Source organism: Streptomyces sp. NPDC006259 (assembly GCF_042870975.1).
In the GTDB taxonomy this organism is placed as follows: Bacteria; Actinomycetota; Actinomycetes; order Streptomycetales; family Streptomycetaceae; genus Streptomyces.
The window spans coordinates 617242-633924 of record NZ_JBIAHY010000005.1; the positions used below are offsets into that span (position 1 = coordinate 617242).

At 70.6% G+C, this 16683-nt stretch carries 12 protein-coding genes and 2 pseudogenes; 4 read left to right on the top strand and 10 right to left on the bottom strand.

Annotation, left to right across the window (positions count from 1 at the left end):
- Positions 1-403: 403 nt before the first annotated feature.
- The 5 genes from ACFYO5_RS23465 to ACFYO5_RS23485 all read right to left on the bottom strand — a co-directional run bounded on the left by ACFYO5_RS23465 (position 404) and on the right by ACFYO5_RS23485 (position 7043).
- Complete coding sequence (locus ACFYO5_RS23465; protein ID WP_388711764.1) at positions 404-1702, bottom strand: MDR family MFS transporter; 1299 nt, start codon at positions 1700-1702, stop codon at positions 404-406.
- Positions 1699-3591, bottom strand: coding sequence for an ABC transporter permease subunit (locus ACFYO5_RS23470; protein WP_388711766.1), 1893 nt, complete (start codon positions 3589-3591; stop codon positions 1699-1701). The genes ACFYO5_RS23465 and ACFYO5_RS23470 overlap by 4 nt, the downstream gene beginning before the upstream one ends.
- A 4-nt stretch (positions 3592-3595) precedes the next feature.
- Positions 3596-5101, bottom strand: coding sequence for an ABC transporter substrate-binding protein (locus ACFYO5_RS23475; protein ID WP_388711769.1), 1506 nt, complete (start codon positions 5099-5101; stop codon positions 3596-3598).
- 63 nt (positions 5102-5164) lie between these two features.
- Positions 5165-5701: a GNAT family N-acetyltransferase gene (locus ACFYO5_RS23480; RefSeq protein WP_388711772.1), complete on the bottom strand. Its 537-nt coding sequence runs from the start codon at positions 5699-5701 to the stop codon at positions 5165-5167.
- A gap of 952 nt (positions 5702-6653) precedes the next feature.
- Positions 6654-7043 carry a hypothetical protein gene (locus ACFYO5_RS23485; RefSeq protein ID WP_356565360.1) on the bottom strand — a complete coding sequence of 130 codons (390 nt, stop codon included), beginning with the start codon at positions 7041-7043 and terminating at the stop codon, positions 6654-6656.
- A gap of 986 nt (positions 7044-8029) precedes the next feature.
- Here ACFYO5_RS23485 and ACFYO5_RS23490 point away from each other — a divergent pair.
- Positions 8030-8965: a Ku protein gene (locus ACFYO5_RS23490; protein WP_388711776.1), complete on the top strand. Its 936-nt coding sequence runs from the start codon at positions 8030-8032 to the stop codon at positions 8963-8965.
- Between the two features lie 106 nt (positions 8966-9071).
- Here the strand turns inward: ACFYO5_RS23490 and ACFYO5_RS23495 are convergent, their stop codons facing one another.
- From ACFYO5_RS23495 to ACFYO5_RS23505, 3 genes are all read right to left on the bottom strand, one after another.
- On the bottom strand, positions 9072-9500 hold the full coding sequence (locus ACFYO5_RS23495) for a hypothetical protein (RefSeq protein WP_388711779.1): 429 nt from the start codon (positions 9498-9500) through the stop codon (positions 9072-9074).
- 422 nt (positions 9501-9922) lie between these two features.
- On the bottom strand, positions 9923-10273 hold the full coding sequence (locus tag ACFYO5_RS23500; RefSeq protein ID WP_388711782.1) for a VOC family protein: 351 nt from the start codon (positions 10271-10273) through the stop codon (positions 9923-9925).
- A 574-nt stretch (positions 10274-10847) separates the two neighbouring features.
- Positions 10848-11468 (bottom strand): TetR family transcriptional regulator, encoded by a 621-nt coding sequence (locus ACFYO5_RS23505; protein WP_388711784.1) that lies wholly within the window; start codon positions 11466-11468, stop codon positions 10848-10850.
- Positions 11469-11602: 134 nt separating this feature from the next.
- On the opposite strand from ACFYO5_RS23505, the gene ACFYO5_RS23510 reads away from it, so the two are divergent.
- From ACFYO5_RS23510 to ACFYO5_RS23520, 3 genes and pseudogenes are all read left to right on the top strand, one after another.
- Positions 11603-12526, top strand: coding sequence for an SDR family oxidoreductase (locus tag ACFYO5_RS23510; RefSeq protein ID WP_388711787.1), 924 nt, complete (start codon positions 11603-11605; stop codon positions 12524-12526).
- 300 nt (positions 12527-12826) lie between these two features.
- Positions 12827-13540: pseudogene (locus ACFYO5_RS23515) on the top strand (alpha/beta hydrolase); the annotation flags it as partial.
- Positions 13541-13728: 188 nt separating this feature from the next.
- Positions 13729-13827: pseudogene (locus ACFYO5_RS23520) on the top strand (oxidoreductase); the annotation flags it as partial.
- Positions 13828-14949: 1122 nt separating this feature from the next.
- Here the strand turns inward: ACFYO5_RS23520 and ACFYO5_RS23525 are convergent.
- Positions 14950-16029, bottom strand: a complete 1080-nt coding sequence (locus ACFYO5_RS23525) for an NAD(P)H-dependent flavin oxidoreductase (RefSeq protein WP_388711790.1) — start codon at positions 16027-16029, stop codon at positions 14950-14952.
- Entirely contained in the window at positions 16026-16646 is a 621-nt protein-coding gene (locus tag ACFYO5_RS23530; RefSeq protein WP_356565352.1) for a flavodoxin family protein, read from the bottom strand. Before ACFYO5_RS23530 ends, ACFYO5_RS23525 begins: the two co-directional genes overlap by 4 nt.
- Between the last annotated feature and the right edge of the window lie 37 nt (positions 16647-16683).

The window sequence follows — 16683 nt, forward strand, 5'->3', positions numbered from 1 at the left end:
TGCGGATGGCTCGCGCGCCGGTGATGGGCGGCCGACGGGTCAGGCCCTTGCCGCGCCGGGCGCTTGAACCCGGTCAAGTCCACCCTTCGGCGGCCGCGGCGTCGCGACCTCGCGGACGAAGGGGGTGAGCCGACAACCCGCCGCAACGGACAGTTCAACAACGAAGGAAACGGACAATGACCGACAACCGGCCGACCGAGTTTTCAGGCATACGACGACGTAGCGTGCTCCTCGGCGCGGCCGCCGGCGTCGGCGCGCTCGTTTTGGGCGCCGGCCCGGCCCCCTTGTAACCCCGGCGGCAGCGGCATCCTTCGGCAAGGGCGCGGACGTCAGCTGGGTGGCATCGCGGCTTCTCCGCCGTTCCCGCGGACGAGAGGACTGACCGGTTCGCCCCCCAGGATCGTCAGCGTGCCGCGTCCGCGTCCGCGATTCGTCCTGGGCGGCGCGGCACCAGGGCTACCGCCAGGGCTGGTACAGCGGCGAGGACGAGCCAGGGAACGGCGGCGGGGAGGCCCAGGTTGAGCAGGGAGCCGGTGGCCGCGCTGCCGATGAGGACGATCAGGCCGGAGACGGAGGACAGCGCGCCGACGTAGAGGCCGATCCGGCCGTCCTCGGCGAGGTCGGGCACCCATGCGCGGGCGGCGGGGACGACCAGCATCTGCCCCAGGGTGAGCAGGACGATGAAGCCCGCGGCGGGCAGCAGGCCCGTGGTGCCGGTCCAGCCGGCCGGTCGGGCCGCGGCCACGACCGCGAATCCGGCGGCGATGAGCAGCAGCCCGGCGGTCATGGAGTGACGCAGGTCGAGCCGGTCGCCCGCCCAGCGGGTGACCGGGAGCTGCGCGAAGACGACCAGCAGGGAGGAGAGGGCGAACAGCCAGGACAGGGGCGCCTGGGAGCCCGCCGCACGCTGCACCTCGTCCGGCAGGGCCAGGTAGAGCTGGTTGTAGGCGAGCAGATAACTGCCGTAGGCGCAGCACAGGGCGAGGAATCGGCGGTTGCGCAGCAGTGCGCGCATCCCGCCCCGCTTCCGGGTGCGGACCCGGCCGGGGATGTGCTGTGGCATCAGCCGTGCGTGTCCGGCGAGGACCAGGACGAAGACCGCGGCCCCGGCGAGACAGGCGGTGCGGAAGTCCACGGCGAGCAGCAGTGCGCCGAGCACCGGGCCGACGAAGGCGCCGGCCTGGCCCGCCACAGTGAACAGGGCCAGCACCCGGGTACGCGGGCCGTTGGCCTCCTCCTCCCAGGCCACCGCCTGCCGGGCCACCTCGGACTCCACCGCCGGCGAGAACAGCGCGGCCGCGAAGCCGATCACCAGGACGGCGCCGATCACGGACCAGGTCGCCTGCGCGTATCCCAGCCAGGCGAATCCGGCGATGCGCAGCACGCAGCCGACCAGGACGACGGGGCGCACCCCGTACCGGTCGACGAGCCAGCCGCCGACCACGAACAGGCCCTGCTGACTGAAGGTGCGCAGGCCGAGGACGAAGCCGACCAGCCAGCCCGCCATGCCGATCGCGGTGCCGAGGTGCTCGGCGAGGAACGGCAGAACGGCGTAGAAGCCGATGTTGAAGGCGAGTTGGGTGACGATCAGGAGCCGCAGGAGAGGTGACAGCGCCCTCCATGTCACCCGGATCCCTTCGCGTGGGGACTTCGGGGGCCGCGCGGCTCGGCGGGTCAGGGCACGGGAGACGAGATCCGTCATGTGGTGTCCGTAGGAGAGGCGAGTACGGGGGTGGGCAGCGGCTCGAGCGCGGACGGTTCCAGCTCGACGGGGCGGCCCTCGCGCTCGGCTGGTGCTGCGCCGGAGCGCTGGAGCCGCTGCGGGAGCTGGGGCCTGCGCACGCCACCCGCCGCCGTCACCGCCACGGCCCCGAGCAGGGCGAGGACGGCGGCGGGTGCGAGGACCGCCCAGGGGGCGCGCTCGGCGTAGGGCTGGTTCTCGGCGAGCAGCAGGCCCCACTCGGGCGACGGGGGCTGGGCGCCCAGGCCGAGGAAGCCGAGGGCGGCCAGCGACAGAGCGATGCCGGGCAGTCGGAGCAGGGCGTGGCGGGTGACGGGCGGCAGGATGGCCGGGAGCAGCTCGTGGGTAAGCAGGTACCAACGGCCGGCACCGAGGGCTCGGGTGGCGGTCAGGTGGGTGGTGGCGCGTTCCTGTTGCAGCAGGGCGGAGGTGTGGGTGGCCAGCGGGGACCAGGCGACGGCGGCCACGGCGAGGGCGGGGGTCCACGGGCCGCTGCCCGCGATGCCGGTGACGAGGAGAGCGGCCAGGACGGACGGTATGGCGTTGACGGTGTCGACGAGTGGCCCGGACAGCCGGGGCAGCAGTCCCAGCAGCACCCCGAGAAGGAGGGCGACGACGCTGACCGCGAGGGCGATGGCGAGGGTGTCGAGCGCGCCGTGGGCGATGCGGGCGAGGATGTCGCGGCCGAGCGCGTCGGTGCCGAACGGGTGTCCCGCGGACGGGGGTTGAAGCCGGGCGCCGGTGTTCAGGGCGAGCGGGTCGCGGGGCAGGCCGAGGCCGATGACGGTGAGGAGCAGCGCCCCGTACAGGAGGGGCAGTGCCCGGGGTGCGGGTGGACTGGGCCGGTGCAGGGAGTGCAGGGCGCCGTCGCGCAGCGCGGGCCCGATCAGCCACTGGGCCGTGAACCGGGCCAGGACCCCGGCGGCGGCCGCGAGCAGTACCAGGGCGAGCGTACCGGTCTGCAGGACGGGCAGGTCCTGGGCGAGGGCGGCGAGCAGCGTGAGCCGGCCGAGGCCAGGGATGTCGAAGATCTGCTCCACGGCGACCGCCCCGCCGGTCATGCCGACCACGAACAGCCCCAGGTTGGGCAGCAGTCCGGGCACGCAGCGGCGCAGCGCCTGCCGGGCCACGGACTGGGGCGGGATCCCGCGTGCGGCGGCGGCCAGCGCCCACGGCTCGGCGAACGCGCCGGGCAGCAGGTCGTCCAGCATTCGCCCGAGCACCGCCCCGGCAGGCAGGCCCAGGGCGAGCGAGGGCAGCACCATCCACTGCGGGCCGTACCAGCCCAGGGCGGGCAGCCAGCCGAGCTGCACGCCGATCACCGAGGCCGACACCGAAGCGAGGAGGAACTCGGGCAGCGCGGCCAGCACGGCTGTCATGGTGCCGCCCGGTGTGCGCTCACCGAGGCGGCGCCGCGAGCCGAGCCACACAGTGCGGGCGCACACCGCCGCAGCCGTACCGATGGCGACCACGAGGGCCCCGGCCATCAACAGCAGGGAGACGCCGAGGGCCTGCGCGGCGGACGGCAGCGCGTCAGTGCCGGAGATCCACGACTGACCCGCGTCACCGCGCAGCAGCCCGCTCAGCCATCGCCCGAGCAGCCGCAGCGGGCCGTCGTGCAGGCCGAGTTCGTCTCGTACGGCCCGGAGCGCCTCGGGGGTGGGATCGCGTTCCACCGACCGGGCCTTGAGCACGGTCAGCGCGGGGTCCGTACGGGACAGCCACGGCAGCAGGCCGATCCCGCACACCAGGACGGCCGCGAGCAGGGCCCGCCACAGCAGCGTGGGGGCGCCGCCCCGCGCGAGGCGGCGCAGGGCGGCTGGGCTGCCCCTGGTCAGGGAGGTGGGCATGTGGTCAGCGCCGGGTCCCGGTGCCGACGAAGGCACGCTCGTACGGGTCGAGCAGCGTGCCCCGTACCGAGGTGCCGATGCCCGTGACGACCTTCAGGTGGACGAGCGGAACGACCGCGTCGGTGCCGAGGACCGTGGCTTCCGCCGCCATGGTGGCGTCCTGCCGAGCGCCGGTCTCGGAGAGGGTTCGGGCCTTGGCGACGGCCGCGTCGACCTTCTTGTCGCACAGCAGCGACAGGTTGTACGTGCCGTCACAGGTGAAGTCGGAGGTCAGGACGGAGACGGGGTCACCGGTGTCGAGCATCATGTTCCGGGAGAGGACGAAGGCGTCGAACTTCCCGGCGAGCGCGTCGCTCTCTAGCCGGGAGTAGTCGCGCACCTCCAGCTTCACCTTGAAGCCGGCCTTCTGGAGCTGCTGTTGCAGCACCTGGGCGACCTCGGGCAGCTCGGGCCTGTTGCTGTACGTCGCCAGGGTGAGGGACGTGCCGTCGGGATCGGCGGCCTGCGCGCGTCCGGCCGGCCCGATCCGCTTGCCCGAGGCCCAGGTGAGCGCCGGGCCGTAGATGCCCTGGGCGGGCTCGGCGTAGCTCTCGTAGAGGTCCTTGGCGATGACGGCGGTGTCGATCGCCTCGCGTGCGGCGGCCCGCATCTTCGGGTCGGCGAAGGGACCGGACCGGGTGTTCAGGTGCAGGCTGGTGTTGCGGGCGGTGTTCGTCTCGTGGACGGTCGCCTTGTCGAGGGAGGCGATCTGCGCGACGGGCAGGGCCTCGGCGATGTCCGTCTCCCCGGTCCGCAGGGCGTTGGCTCGGGCGGTGCCGTCGGCGATGAACGTCGCGTCGATTCCGGAGGCTTGGGCACGACCGCCCCAGTAGTCGTCGAACCGGTCCAGGGTGGCCGCGGTGTCGCCGGTGACCCTGGTCAGTTCGAAGGGACCGGTGGCCGTACCGACCGGGTTCGCCGTGCCCTTCTTTCCGTACGCCTTCGGGGAGAACACCGCCAGGCTCGGGTTGGACAGCCGCAGCGGCAGCGACGGGTCGGCGACACCGGTACTCACCCGGACCTGCTCCTCGCCTGCCGCCTCCGCGGTCAGCTTCACCCCGGACAGGGCAGCAGGCGCGGGGTCCGCGTCGGCGGCGTGGGTGAGAGCCGTGGCGACGGCCTGCGCGGTCACTGTGCCGCCGTCCTGGAACTTCGCGTCCCTGAGCGTGAACAGCCAGCTCCGGCCGCTCTTCTCGGCGCTCCACGACTCAGCGAGCGCGGGGACCGCGGTGCCGTTGGCGTCCAGCCGGGTCAGCCCCTCCGCGACCCCCAGCCGGGACAGGTGGAAGGCGTCCTGCCCGTATGGGGAGAAGTTCTGCGTCGGCGTGAAGGCCAGTGCCACGCGCAGGCGACCGCCGTCGGAGCCGGACGAGTCCGAGGACGACGTGGCGTCGCCGGAAGAGGAGAAGCAGCCGGAGAGCAGCGGGGCGAGCAGTAGGCCGGCCAGGAGCCGACGGCGGGGAGATCTCATGGTGTTCGTTCTTGCCTTTCACGGGCCGACATCGACCACAAGTTACATGAACATGATTGTCGTTTACACCATGGGGATCTCGAAGTGCGCGACGCCACTGCCTCCACCGGGTACGTCCTCGCGCTCGTCGCACACCACTTCGCCGAGCGTCCGCCACAGGCCCATCGCGCCGGGCGAGTGCGGATAGGTGTGCAGATACACCGCCCGGTAGCCGCCGTCGGCCTTCGCGAAGTCCAGCAGGCCGTCCACCAGTTGCCGGGCCAGCCCGCGCCGCCGGTGCTCAGGGCGTACATACACCCGTCGCAGCTGCGCGGTCACCCCCGACGGATACCTATCGGCCAGCCAGCGGGGGTTCGGCGGATGCGCCGGCCCGCGCGCGTCCAGCGCGGCGGTGGCGGCCACCGTCCCGTCCCGCTCGTCGACGGCGACCAGCAGGGTGTGCCGTGGCGGTGTGACGTAGAACGTCTCCGGGTCGATGATGTCCGCGTGCCAGCGCGGCACGTACCCGGTGCCGAAGTCGCGGTACACGGTGTCCAGCATGACGCCCCGCGCCTCGTCGAGGTCTGCTGCCGTTGCTGTCCTTATGCGATAGCTATGCACTTGCACATCTTATGCAGTAGCGGTTTCGGTTCCGTGACCGGTCGACCGGCTCCTGCCCATCGGGTGGAGGAGCGAGGCCGCCCGTGGGCGACGGCTCGCATGATGGCTCCCCGCCGCTCTGCCCGCCCGGACAGCTGGCAGGAGGGCGAGATCTTGAGCCGGTCGGGCCGACACCGTCGAGGACGTCGTCGAGCAGGCGGAACGGGCCGTCACTACTTCGAAACCGTCGTGATCGACCTGCACGCCGCCTCCGGGCACATGAGCGTCGCGCGGGTCACGGGAGGCCCCGGGAGGGTCACGGAGGCGCCGGGCGGGCCCGGGGAGGAGGCCGTGCTGCGGCCGGGCAGGGTGGCGGCGCACGGCTCGGAGCATCCACTGGGACGAGGGATCACTGGTACGCGTGCCGGGCGCTGATCGAGGGGCGTCGCCGGACGCGAGTGACTTCGGTGCTTTGACCGGTCGGGGAGTCCGGGTGGCCCGAGCGGAGTGACGTCTGACCGAAGTCCTCGCGGTCGACGATGAGTTGCACGGCGGCGGCACCTACACGTCCGTCGCCGATCTGTCGCTGCGCACACCTCAGGCATTCGTCGGTAGTGCTGGGCCTTCACGGGTGTGGTGGCGCCCTCTTTTGCGTCCAGCCTCTCGCCGCCCAGGAACAGCCGCCTGGGTACGTTGTTCAGGATGCTCGTAAGAGGCCGCCATCACCGAAGCTGACCCGCAGCACCTATGCGCGGAGTTCGACATCACTCCGGAGACCGGACTTCGCTACACCCGCTTCTTCCACCCCGCCTCCGCCGACAGCGACGACGTCTCCGGCTGCCACACGGAGACATCGTGACCGACCACCACGCTCACCAGCTCGCCGCCATCGTCGAGTTCGGCGGGTAGCTGGAGCTACCAGCTACCCGTAACGGGCGCTTCAGGGGCGCGGTCGTCCCAGAAGGCCGCGCGGTCAGCGCCGGCCGCCGCCGATGCGGCGGTCGTCGGCCAGTGCGGTAAGCGGGCCGAACTCGCGGGCAAGCTCGTTCCACGTCAGAACCTCGCCACAGCGGGCCGGGAACTCCTTCGGGTTGAACTCGGGCATGGTCCAGGTGCCAGTGCCCCGGTCCCGCAGCCACAGGTCCCCGTCACCGTCGACCACAGTCGGCGGGACCGGTACGGGCTCGGCCTGATCGATGGGATCCCAGGTGACCCGGCCCGGGTGGGAAACGCGGCGCAGCTCGGTGGTGGCCAGCCGCGCGGCCAAGTCACGGGTGGACTCTTCAGCGTCCTTGACCGACGCGAGTCGGAATGCGTCGTCAAGTACGGGCAGGGCTGGATTCTTGCTGCGCTTCGAACTCATACGCTGACTACCTCCGGTGGGGGGGCGTCATCCGTTATGGCACCCCGTAAAGGAACACGGTATCCGAGGCGGGAGCCGGGCCCGCTACGACCACTGTCCAGGTGGAGGCGCCGGCACACCGGGCGGTGGGGCCAGGCGGTGAGCTGGTCCTGGACGTGGCGCAATTCGTGCTGGTAGCGGTCAGATGTGGCGGTCCGGGTCTGAGAAGGTGAGGCCGCCGGGGGCGAGCGGACGTCGGTGCGGGTGCGGGTGCGGGCTCGCCGGGCGGCTGGCGGAAGTCGGCGCCCTGCTCGACCGGCGCCGGCCTGCGCCCACCCCGCCTGGGCGGGTACGGGAGCGTCGGAAGCGGACTCGGAGAAGGCGGGCAGCGAGAGCGGTCGACGGTCGCTCGTGATCCCTGGTCTCCCAGGTCCGGCCCCGCGGGGTTCGGCCAGGCCGCTGTCAGCGGTGATGGTGCTCTGGCCCTGGCCGGCAGGGCCAGGCTGGTTGTTTCAGCTCCCCGGAATGAGCGGTTAAGCCACTGCTCGGTCAAGCCACTGCTACCGTCGGTGAACCGGCCCGGACCGCCGAGGTCGGGCGGCACACTGCGCGGGTGACCACGACCCCCGCCTGAACCGGGTTGAGAATGCTCCACGCTCAGACCCCGACGCCAGCGCGTGCGCCCAAACCCTCCCGGCTGGCCCCGGCCGCCCACCCGGTTCGAGAAACAGCCGTTCGGCAACCCGTCACGACGGGGACGGATCCTCGCAACCGGAGAGGCGTGCACCAGACCCCCGCCCCTCACAGGAAGGGCACCTGGTGGCGTCGGCTGAGGCGGATCCATGTCAGGTGCCATGCCTTCCACCGCGGACGTGCCGTGGCCTCCCGGCCTGAGGTCCCGCGATGGCCCTTTGGGTGAGGCGGTCCTACGGGGATTCTCCGCGGGGTGCGGGGCGGGGGCGGCGCTCATAGTCTGGTGGTGCTCGGGGCTACTGCGGAGGTTTGCCATGCCCCGAACCATCTGGTCCGGAGCCATCAGCTTTGGCCTGGTCACGGTGCCGATCAATGTGGTCAGCGCGACGGAGGACCACAGCATCCACTTCCACCAGTACCACCTGGAGGACGGGGGACGGATCCGTACGCGGAAGGTGTGTGAGCTGGAGGACCGTGAGGTGGGCCAGGGGGAGATCGGCAAGGGCTACGAGGTGACGAAGACGCAGGTCATCCCGATCTCGGAGGATGAACTGCGTGATCTGCCGCTGCCGACGGCGAAGTCGATCGAGATCGAGGCGTTCGTACCTTTGGAGTCGGTGGACCCGATCCGGATCGGCGAGGGCTACTACCTCCAGCCGGCCGGGCAGGTGGCGGCCAAGCCCTACAAGCTGCTGCGGCAGGCGTTGGCGAGGTCGGCGAAGGTCGCGGTCGCCAAGTACGCGTGGTCGGGCCGTGAGCGGCTGGGGCTGCTCCGGGTGCGCGACGACGTGATCGTCCTGCATGCGATGCGCTGGCCCGACGAGATCCGCGACCCTGCCGAACTGCTCCCGCCGCCGGTGGAGATCTCGCAGGAGGAGATCGACGGTGCGCTGGCGCTGATGGACACCATGACCCGTGACGACCTGGAGGGCGAGGAGTTCCGCGACACCTACACCGATGCGCTGGCGCAGGTCATCGAGGCCAAGCAGGGCGACAAGCCACTCCCGGAGGTGCCGCAGGCGGAGGAGCCGGGCAAGGTCCTGGACCTGATGGCGGCGTTGACGGAGTCGGTGAGCAAGGCGAAGGCCGCCCGCGGCGAAACGGGCGACGCGGACGTCCACGACCTGCCGAAGAAGAAGACAGCCGCCAAGAAGACGGCGAAGGCCCCGGCCAGGAAGGCGACGGCGAAGACCGGACAGAAGACGACCGCGGCGAAGAAGACGTCGGGCCGCAGACCACGCAGCGCCTGACAATTTCGCGACCTGGTCGAGCCCGGTCGGCGCGGCGATCATCTGGCGGGCGCGGCGCTGACCCAGATCCGACCGAAGTGCCGGGCGGCGTCACGGCCGGCCGGATTCACCAATCGTCACCGATGTCGAAGTTGGCGGCGATCGGCATGCCGTCGTGCGTGAACACCGCGACGAGGTAGTCGTCCGACGCGGTCAGCCCGGCATAGATCCGTTCCGCCAGCTCCGAACTCGCGACGTCCTCCGACCGTGAGATCACTGTGAGCATCGCGGGCACCTGGTCCAGCACTCCGGAGTCCGACTCCGGTGGACACGAGCAGAGAGAAGCGCTCAGGTGGTCGTTGCCGAACCAGTAGTGGTATCCGTCGTAGTCGTCGGGTGTGATCATCCCGCCCTCGAAGGGTGTCCCCACGATGCGCGAGACGTCCGTCCACAGCCGGTCGCCGAATTCTCTGCTCCGGAATGCGTCCGGCTGCGCGGGCCCGACAGAGAAGTCGAAGTCTCTTTTGTAACCGTCGAATCGTGCGAAATCTGTCATCGGAACTCTCTACAGGTTGCCATGAGAGGCGGGGGAGCGAGGTGCTGGGCCATTCCAATTTCGTCTCCGACGGCCGCGACTTCGCCCGCGAACCGCCCGCACCCTGGGCAGACGTCGTCCCCGTCGTCCTTGTGTAGGTCATCGACGAGGTACGCCGCCGCGCTCTACCGCGTCGGCTTCCTCGACGAGCAGGCATCTGCCTCTGCGCGCCCGTCGAGGCCCTGTCACGGTCCGGACTCGCCTCCCTGAACTACGACCGGACTGCTCGCGGCCGAGCGGCCACCGGACACACAAGGCGCTCGTCGACGGCCGAGTACCGGCGACTGCTTCCCGACCTGACCGGCGGTGTCATGACCGGTGCCGTGCGCCCCGGCCGCCTTCAGAAGGCCGGCTTCCGGAGCGCCATCAACTCGAGGGGCAGGTCACTTCCACGTCCGGGCGGTTGCCGCGAAGAGATCCGGATCGCTGTGGACGGGGATGACACATAGCAGGTGCCCGCCCGGTGCCCGCAGCACATGGCACTGAAGCCAACGAGACACCTCGGTGGCACCGAGCCCTCGAAGGCGTTCGACTTCGGCATCGACGTCGTCAGTTTCGATGTCGATGTGCATGCGCGGCGTATCAGCGACCGACTGGACCACGGTAGCCAGCCCGTCCACAACACCGACCAGCGAAGTGAATTGGGGCTCTGCCGAGTCGACACGGGCGGGCACGCCGAGAGCCGCCGACCAGAACTGGGCCGCTGCCGAAGCCTCCCGCTCGGGAGCGTCCACGATGAGAGCGTACATACGCGATCGGTGCATGAATGCAACTGTAATGATCGCAGAGCAGGTTCGCGGTTGTCAGAGACCGGCTACGAGCCGAAGGAGGATGCTGCCGCCGGGCAGCCGCAGCTCGTGCTTCGGACCGCGCCGGCGACGCTCATGGGTGCACGCGTCGGCGCGTTCGGTCCGCCTCTGGCTGCGAAGGCTCGACCGAGGACGGCCACCCTGTCCGGTCGGCCGGCCGGTCGCTTCTGCTTCGTTGTGTGGTGAGAGCACACTGAGCCAGAACCTCCAGACGCCACGTGCTGGATCAGCCCCAGGCAGTGCCATCCGAAGGGCAGCACGGGCTGTCGCAAATCCGTCGAGCCCGTCGAACTCGACGGGGATGCCGAGAACGTGACGCCGCTGTCCGTCCAGAACCCGAAGAAGCGCCCTGACCTCAGCGCCCGGAGCCGTATCGCTCAAATCCCCGGTCATGGTCGCCCAGGATCCCCGAATCTCTGCGGCCGCACAGGCAGTCACCCGAAATGCACAGCCGATTGAAGACAGCCCGCGGGCGCCTTGCTCAGGTCGCCTGCCACGTTCACGCCCCTCTCTCCTGGCACGTGGAGCCGACGTCGTCGGGCGCGGCGGCATGTTCGTCGGGCGCGGTGAGGCGCCCGGCGGCGTCCAGGGTTTCCCGGATGTGCTGAGCGAGGGTGTGTCGCTCGGGGGCGTTGATCCAGCGGTCGAAGGCGACCTTGAAGGTGGCGATCCCGATCTCGGCGGCGAGTGCCGCGGTGGTGGCCTCCAGGCCGCGTTCGCGCAGCGCGTGGGCGAGCGTGGAGGCGAGTGCGGCGAGTTTGGCCAGTTCGCGTTCCTGGAGTTCGGGGTTGGCGGCGATGACCGCCTGGCGTTGCCGTACCAGGTTCGCGCGTTCCTCGAAGACAGGAGCGGCTTCGGCCAGGGCGTGGGCGAGCACCGCGAGCGGCGGGAGCGGGACGGGGGCGGCGGCCGTGGCGTCCGCGAGGAGGGCGGCGAGGGGACTGTCGCCCGGGAAGAGGACTTCTCGTTTGTCGGCGAAGTGCCGGAAGAAGGTCCGTTCGGTGAGCCCGGCGCGGGTGGCGATCTCAGCGACGGTGGTGGCGTCGAAGCCCTTGTGGTTGTAGAGCTCCAGCGCCGCCTTCTCCAGGCGGCCTCGTGCGTCGGGTTTCCAGCGGCTCATGCTCCGATCCTACCCGCCGATGACAGAGCCTGACATCAGAGTGATGACAGTGGCTGACGTCGATGTTACGGTGATGTCATCCACTGACATCACTGCCCGCCCCTGGTGGGGAGCCTTTAGCAGAAAGGCGCACCATGCGCGTATTCGTTACCGGAGCCTCCGGACACGTCGGCTCCGCCGTCGTCCCTGAACTGCTCCAAGCGGGACACCAAGTCGTCGGTCTGGCCCGTTCGGACAAGTCCGCCGCCGCGTTGACGGCTGCCGGTGCCCAGGTGTACCGAGGCGACCTGGATGACGCCGTCGGCCTCGCCGCGGCCGCCGCCTCGGCCGACGGCGTCATCCACCTGGCCTTCAAGCACGACGCCATGTTCGCCGGCGACTTCGAGGGCGCGATCGCGGCGGATCTGCGTGTCATCGAGGCGCTAGGGGACGCGCTGGCCGGCACCGGCAGGCCTTTGGTGGGCACGTCGGGAACGGTCGCCTTCGCGGGCCTCGAAGTCGAAGACACCCTCACCGAGGCCGACACGCTCGACGCAGGTCTGCGGATCGACGCCGAGAACGCGGTCGTCGCACTCGCGGAGCGCGGCATCCGCTCGTCCGTCGTCCGGCTCACTCCGACCGTGCACAGCACGCTCGACCACAACGGCTTCATCCCGACCTTGATCTCCGTCGCCCGGTCGAAGGGCGTCGCCGCCTACGTCGGCGACGGGGCCAACCGCTGGCCCGCCGTGCACACGCTCGACGCGGCGCGCCTGTACCGGCTGGCGCTGGAATCCGCGCCGGCGGGGTCACGGCTGCACGCCGTCGACGACGAGGCGATCCCCTTCCGGCAGATGGCCGAGGCCATCGGCCGCGGGCTGAACCTGCCCGTGGTCAGCATCCCACCGACGCAGGCCGAAGCCCACTTCGGCTTCCTTGCCGCCCACGCCCAGGCCGACAACCCGTCCTCGAGCACGCTGACCCAGGACCTCCTCGGCTGGAAGCCCGTCCAGCCCGGTCTCATCGACGACCTCGCCCAGGGGCACTACTTCGACGCCCCGGCGACCGCCACCCACTGAGCCGGCACCACCCCACCGGTTCCACCTCGCCGCATCCCGGCCGCGGCGGAACCGGTCCCCAGGACCCCCTCACGCCCACGAAGACCGGCTGCCGCGCGCCCCGCGCCACATCGCAACCCCCGCATCGCAACCACATCAGCAACCCCCATCGCAACCGGCGGAGAGAACCACAGGAGCACGAGAAACGCACATGAGCGGACGGACCCCGAACTCGCCGAGGCCCTGAAGACCGTGCCGATGGGGCATACGGGAGTGTTCGACCTCAGCGACCTGGAGGGCACTCGAGCCGGCGTCCGCGCCATGGCCGAATCCATCGCCGCCCCTCTCACCGGCGAGCCCACCGTCACCGCCCGCGAGATCCGTGCACCTCGCGCCGAAGGCCCCGACGTCCCGCTCCTCCTGCTGCGGCCCCAGAACGCGCCCGGACCGCTGCCGGTCCTCATGTGGTTCCACGGCGGTGGGCAGGTGATCGGGTACGCCGCCCAGGACGCGGCCTGGCTCAAGCCGCTGTCTGCCGCGCTCGGCTGCGCCGTCGTCAGCGTCGACTACCGGCTGGCCCCGGAAACCCCCGCGCCCGGCGCCGCCGAAGACGATTACACTGCCTACCGGTGGGTCAGCGACAACGCCACCGATCTCGGCCTCGACCCCTCCCGGGTCGGCCTGGCCGGCCAGAGCGGAGGTGGAGGCATCGCCGCCGCCAGCGCCCTCCAGCTGCCGATGTACCCGATGCTCGACGTCCGCAACAGGACCGACTCAAGCTACGAGATCACCGACATCGGCATCTGGGACCGCGCGACCAATGTCCTGGCATGGCAGGCGATCCTCGGTGACCGCGCCGACGGCGAGGACGTCACGTCCTACTGCGCCCCCTCCCGGGACGCCGGCCTCGTCGGCCTGCCCCCGACCTTCATCGGCGTCGGTGAACTCGACGTCTTCCGCGACGAGAACCTCGACTACGCCGCACGCCTGCGTGCCCACGGCGTCCCCGTCGAGCTGCACCTCTACCCCGGCGCCCACCACGCCTTCGACCTGTTCGCCGCACAGTCCCCAACTCGCGACGAGCTTCCACCACACCCTGAACGACTACCTCGTCCGACACTTCACGAAGTCCCCGACAGCAGTCACTGCTCAGTGACATGCAGGTCTGACGGCCTGCATCCTGTGCGGAATCCCGCCGACGCCTCCGAGCCGACTGCGGAGCCGCCCGCCTGGGCGCCGAGGTGCGGGGCGGCGGCGAGAGCGGCTGCGGTGAGACCGCGCTGCGGCGGCTGCACGGCGAACTGGCCGATCACGCGGAGTCCGGCCTCGGGGAACATGGGTACAGCGGTGGACGCCAAGCCGGTGTCCATGGTCAGGCCGGGGCTCCAAGGGTGTTGACGCGGTTCGCGTACTCGCGGCGGGGCGCGCACTGTGCGGGGATCGCCGTGGTGTTGTCGAGCGACCGGCAGCGGTCGAGAGGTGAAGTCAAAACCCGCCGACGCCGTAAGTACAGGTACTCATGCGCGAGTTGTTGGCGCCACCTACCTTCGCGAGATGTCCACGAATCCAACACGGCCGTCATCCGCTTCCAACGGGAGCGGCTGGGGTTGCTGCCTGGTGTTCGCTGCCTTTCCCCTCGTCTGGTTCATCGCCACCCGCTTCCTACCGGAACAGGTGCTCTGGTTCCCGTTCTGGTTGGGGGCCGTGATTTGGAACGGAACGGACGGCCAAGGCGGCATCAGCCACTTGCTCGGCTAACAGCGGGAAGAAATCAGACCGATCCGACGAAACTCTGAGTGTTGAAGCACAAGGACGATGCTCATCCCGATTGAGGAGGATTGGCAGTGGGAGTACGACTACTACGACCGCGGCCGCCACTCGTTCCTGTTGCACCAGACCTCCCAGCACGGCTCGGTGCTGCTGGGCAGCGACAGGTCCGGTGAGTACTCGACGCTCACTTTGACCGGGCCGCAACGCGGTCGGGTCTGGTGGCTCGGAGGCGGATGCGCCGCACCCTGTCAGACGCGGGCAGGATGGCGACCGGCCAAGGTAGTCGGACCATTTCTCGCCGACCAAGGCTGCGAAGCGTTCCGCTGCTCTCGGCTGGATGCCGATCAAGTCGGAGATCAGTATGGGCGGCAGGTCGGACCCAATCTCCCGGCGGTGCCGCAGTAAATGCATACACCTCGCCCCTGCGGCGGGAAATGCACGCCGCAAGTTGCGGGAGTCACGGTACGGGGCTCTGCCGCAGTGGGTCCGGCATTTGCTGCGACGGGCGACAGGCGATGGGCGACGGGCGACAGGCGACAGGCGACAGGCGTCAGGCCACAGGCGACAGGCCACAGGCGACAGGCGATGGAGGAAGGGAACAGTGCCACAGGAACTGCTCCTTCAGGGATGGCACCGCCTCCCCGAGGTCCACCGCCCGACCGGCGGCGAGGCCCTCAGCTCTTCAGCAGCGTGTCCGCCTCGTTGACGAGGTCGGTGAGGTACGAGCCCGCCGTCGGTGACTTCTGAGCCAGAGCTGCCGACTGGCCGGCCCATAGGTTCACGTATTCGGGCCGGCCCTGCCTCGCTGCAGCCCGACGGATGGGCTGCATCAGGGCGTTCTGTACGGGATACGGCGGTACGTGGTCCTCATGGTCTGCCATGTCTCGGACGAAGCTGTTCGGGATGCCCCGGGCCGTGCGGCCCGAGAACAGACGGGTCAGGACCGTCGTTCGGGCGCCAGGGGTGCCGAGCGTCTCCTTGTGGACCGCGCTCGCTCCCGACTCCTGGCAAGCGAGGAAGCCGGTGCCGATCTGGACCGCGTCCGCGCCGAGAGCAAGGGCTGCGGTGACACCGCGGCCGTCGGCGATTCCGCCCGCGGCGACCACAGGCATCGCGACCGCATCCACCACCTGCGGGACCAGCGAGAACGTTCCCACCAGGGACTCCCGCACGGGACGCAGGAAGGCTCCCCGGTGGCCGCCCGCGTCGCTGCCGGACGCGACGATCGCATCTACGCCCGAGGTCTCCAGGGCGATGGCCTCGTCGACGGTCGTCGCCGTACCGATCAGCGAGATGCCGAGCCGCCGGGCCTCCTCGACCAGACGTCGGGGCGGCAGCCCCATCACCAGGCTGATGACCGGCGGTGCGGCGGCGAGCAGGGCATCCACCTGCGCGTCGAAGTCCGGCCACGCGGCCACGTCGGCGGCGGTGGGGGCGGGGACGCCGAGTTCCTCGTAGTACGGCCGCAGCCGCGCCACATGAGGGGCCAGGTCCCTCTCGGACGGTCGGGGTCTGGATTCACCATCGAGCGGAACCCACAGGTTCACCGCGAACGGCCGGTCCGTGCCCGCTTTGAGCCGTGCTACCAGATCCCCCATCTCCTCCGGGAGGAGTATGTGGGCTCCGTACGAGCCGAGCCCGCCGCCCTCCGACACCGCCACGGCCAGCTCGACGGAGGAGAGTCCGCCGCCGAACGGGCCTTGGACGACAGGCAGGTCGATGCCGAGGAGTTCGCCAAGGCGTCCCGGCCTCATCCGGTCACCGCCGAGGCGAGTACGGCCTCGCGGCCCAGGGCATGACGAAGCGCGGCCCGTGCCACGCGCTCTCCCAGATGCCGGGCCGTGCGCAGGTCGGCCGTGCCGGGTGCCTGCTCCGGACCGAGGTCGGAGGGCGACTGTGCCATGGCGCCGACGAAGCCGCCCAGCCGGTTCAGGTCCTGAGGGCTGCCTCCGGAGGAGTAGATCCAGCCGGGCGCCAGGCCCAGCGGCACCCAGGTCATGCCGTGCTGGGCGGCGAACACGGTCATCGACAGGAGGGCGTTGTCCTTGTTGCCGTTGACCCCGGCGGAGTTGGTGAAGCCGGCCGCGAGCTTGTCCTGCCAGCCCCGCTCGGCCCAGACCGGCGCGCTGGCCTCGGCGAAGTGCTGGAAGACCGCAGAGGTCGAGCCCATGTAAGTGGGGGAACCGAAGATGATCGCCTCGGCCGCGCCGAGGGCACTCCACAGGCTCTCGTCGAGGACCGACACGTCCCGGAGATCGGCGCGGACACCGGGCACGGAGTCCGCGCCCTCGGCGACGGCGGCGGCCTGGCGGGCGGTGTGTCCGTAGCCGCTGTGATGGGCGATAGCGACGGTGATCGGGGGTGCAGCCATGGGGAAAGGCCTCCTAGGGTGCGGCGAGCCGGTTGGC

Coding starts and splice junctions, on each gene's coding strand:
- ACFYO5_RS23510 (WP_388711787.1), top strand. CDS start 11,603: ATGCGCGTATTCGTTACCGGAGCCTCCGGACACGTCGGCTCCGCCGTC.
- ACFYO5_RS23505 (WP_388711784.1), bottom strand. CDS start 11,468: ATGAGCCGCTGGAAACCCGACGCACGAGGCCGCCTGGAGAAGGCGGCG.
- ACFYO5_RS23495 (WP_388711779.1), bottom strand. CDS start 9,500: ATGACAGATTTCGCACGATTCGACGGTTACAAAAGAGACTTCGACTTC.
- ACFYO5_RS23485 (WP_356565360.1), bottom strand. CDS start 7,043: ATGAGTTCGAAGCGCAGCAAGAATCCAGCCCTGCCCGTACTTGACGAC.
- ACFYO5_RS23525 (WP_388711790.1), bottom strand. CDS start 16,029: ATGAGGCCGGGACGCCTTGGCGAACTCCTCGGCATCGACCTGCCTGTC.
- ACFYO5_RS23475 (WP_388711769.1), bottom strand. CDS start 5,101: ATGAGATCTCCCCGCCGTCGGCTCCTGGCCGGCCTACTGCTCGCCCCG.
- ACFYO5_RS23490 (WP_388711776.1), top strand. CDS start 8,030: ATGCCCCGAACCATCTGGTCCGGAGCCATCAGCTTTGGCCTGGTCACG.
- ACFYO5_RS23470 (WP_388711766.1), bottom strand. CDS start 3,591: ATGCCCACCTCCCTGACCAGGGGCAGCCCAGCCGCCCTGCGCCGCCTC.
- ACFYO5_RS23530 (WP_356565352.1), bottom strand. CDS start 16,646: ATGGCTGCACCCCCGATCACCGTCGCTATCGCCCATCACAGCGGCTAC.
- ACFYO5_RS23465 (WP_388711764.1), bottom strand. CDS start 1,702: ATGACGGATCTCGTCTCCCGTGCCCTGACCCGCCGAGCCGCGCGGCCC.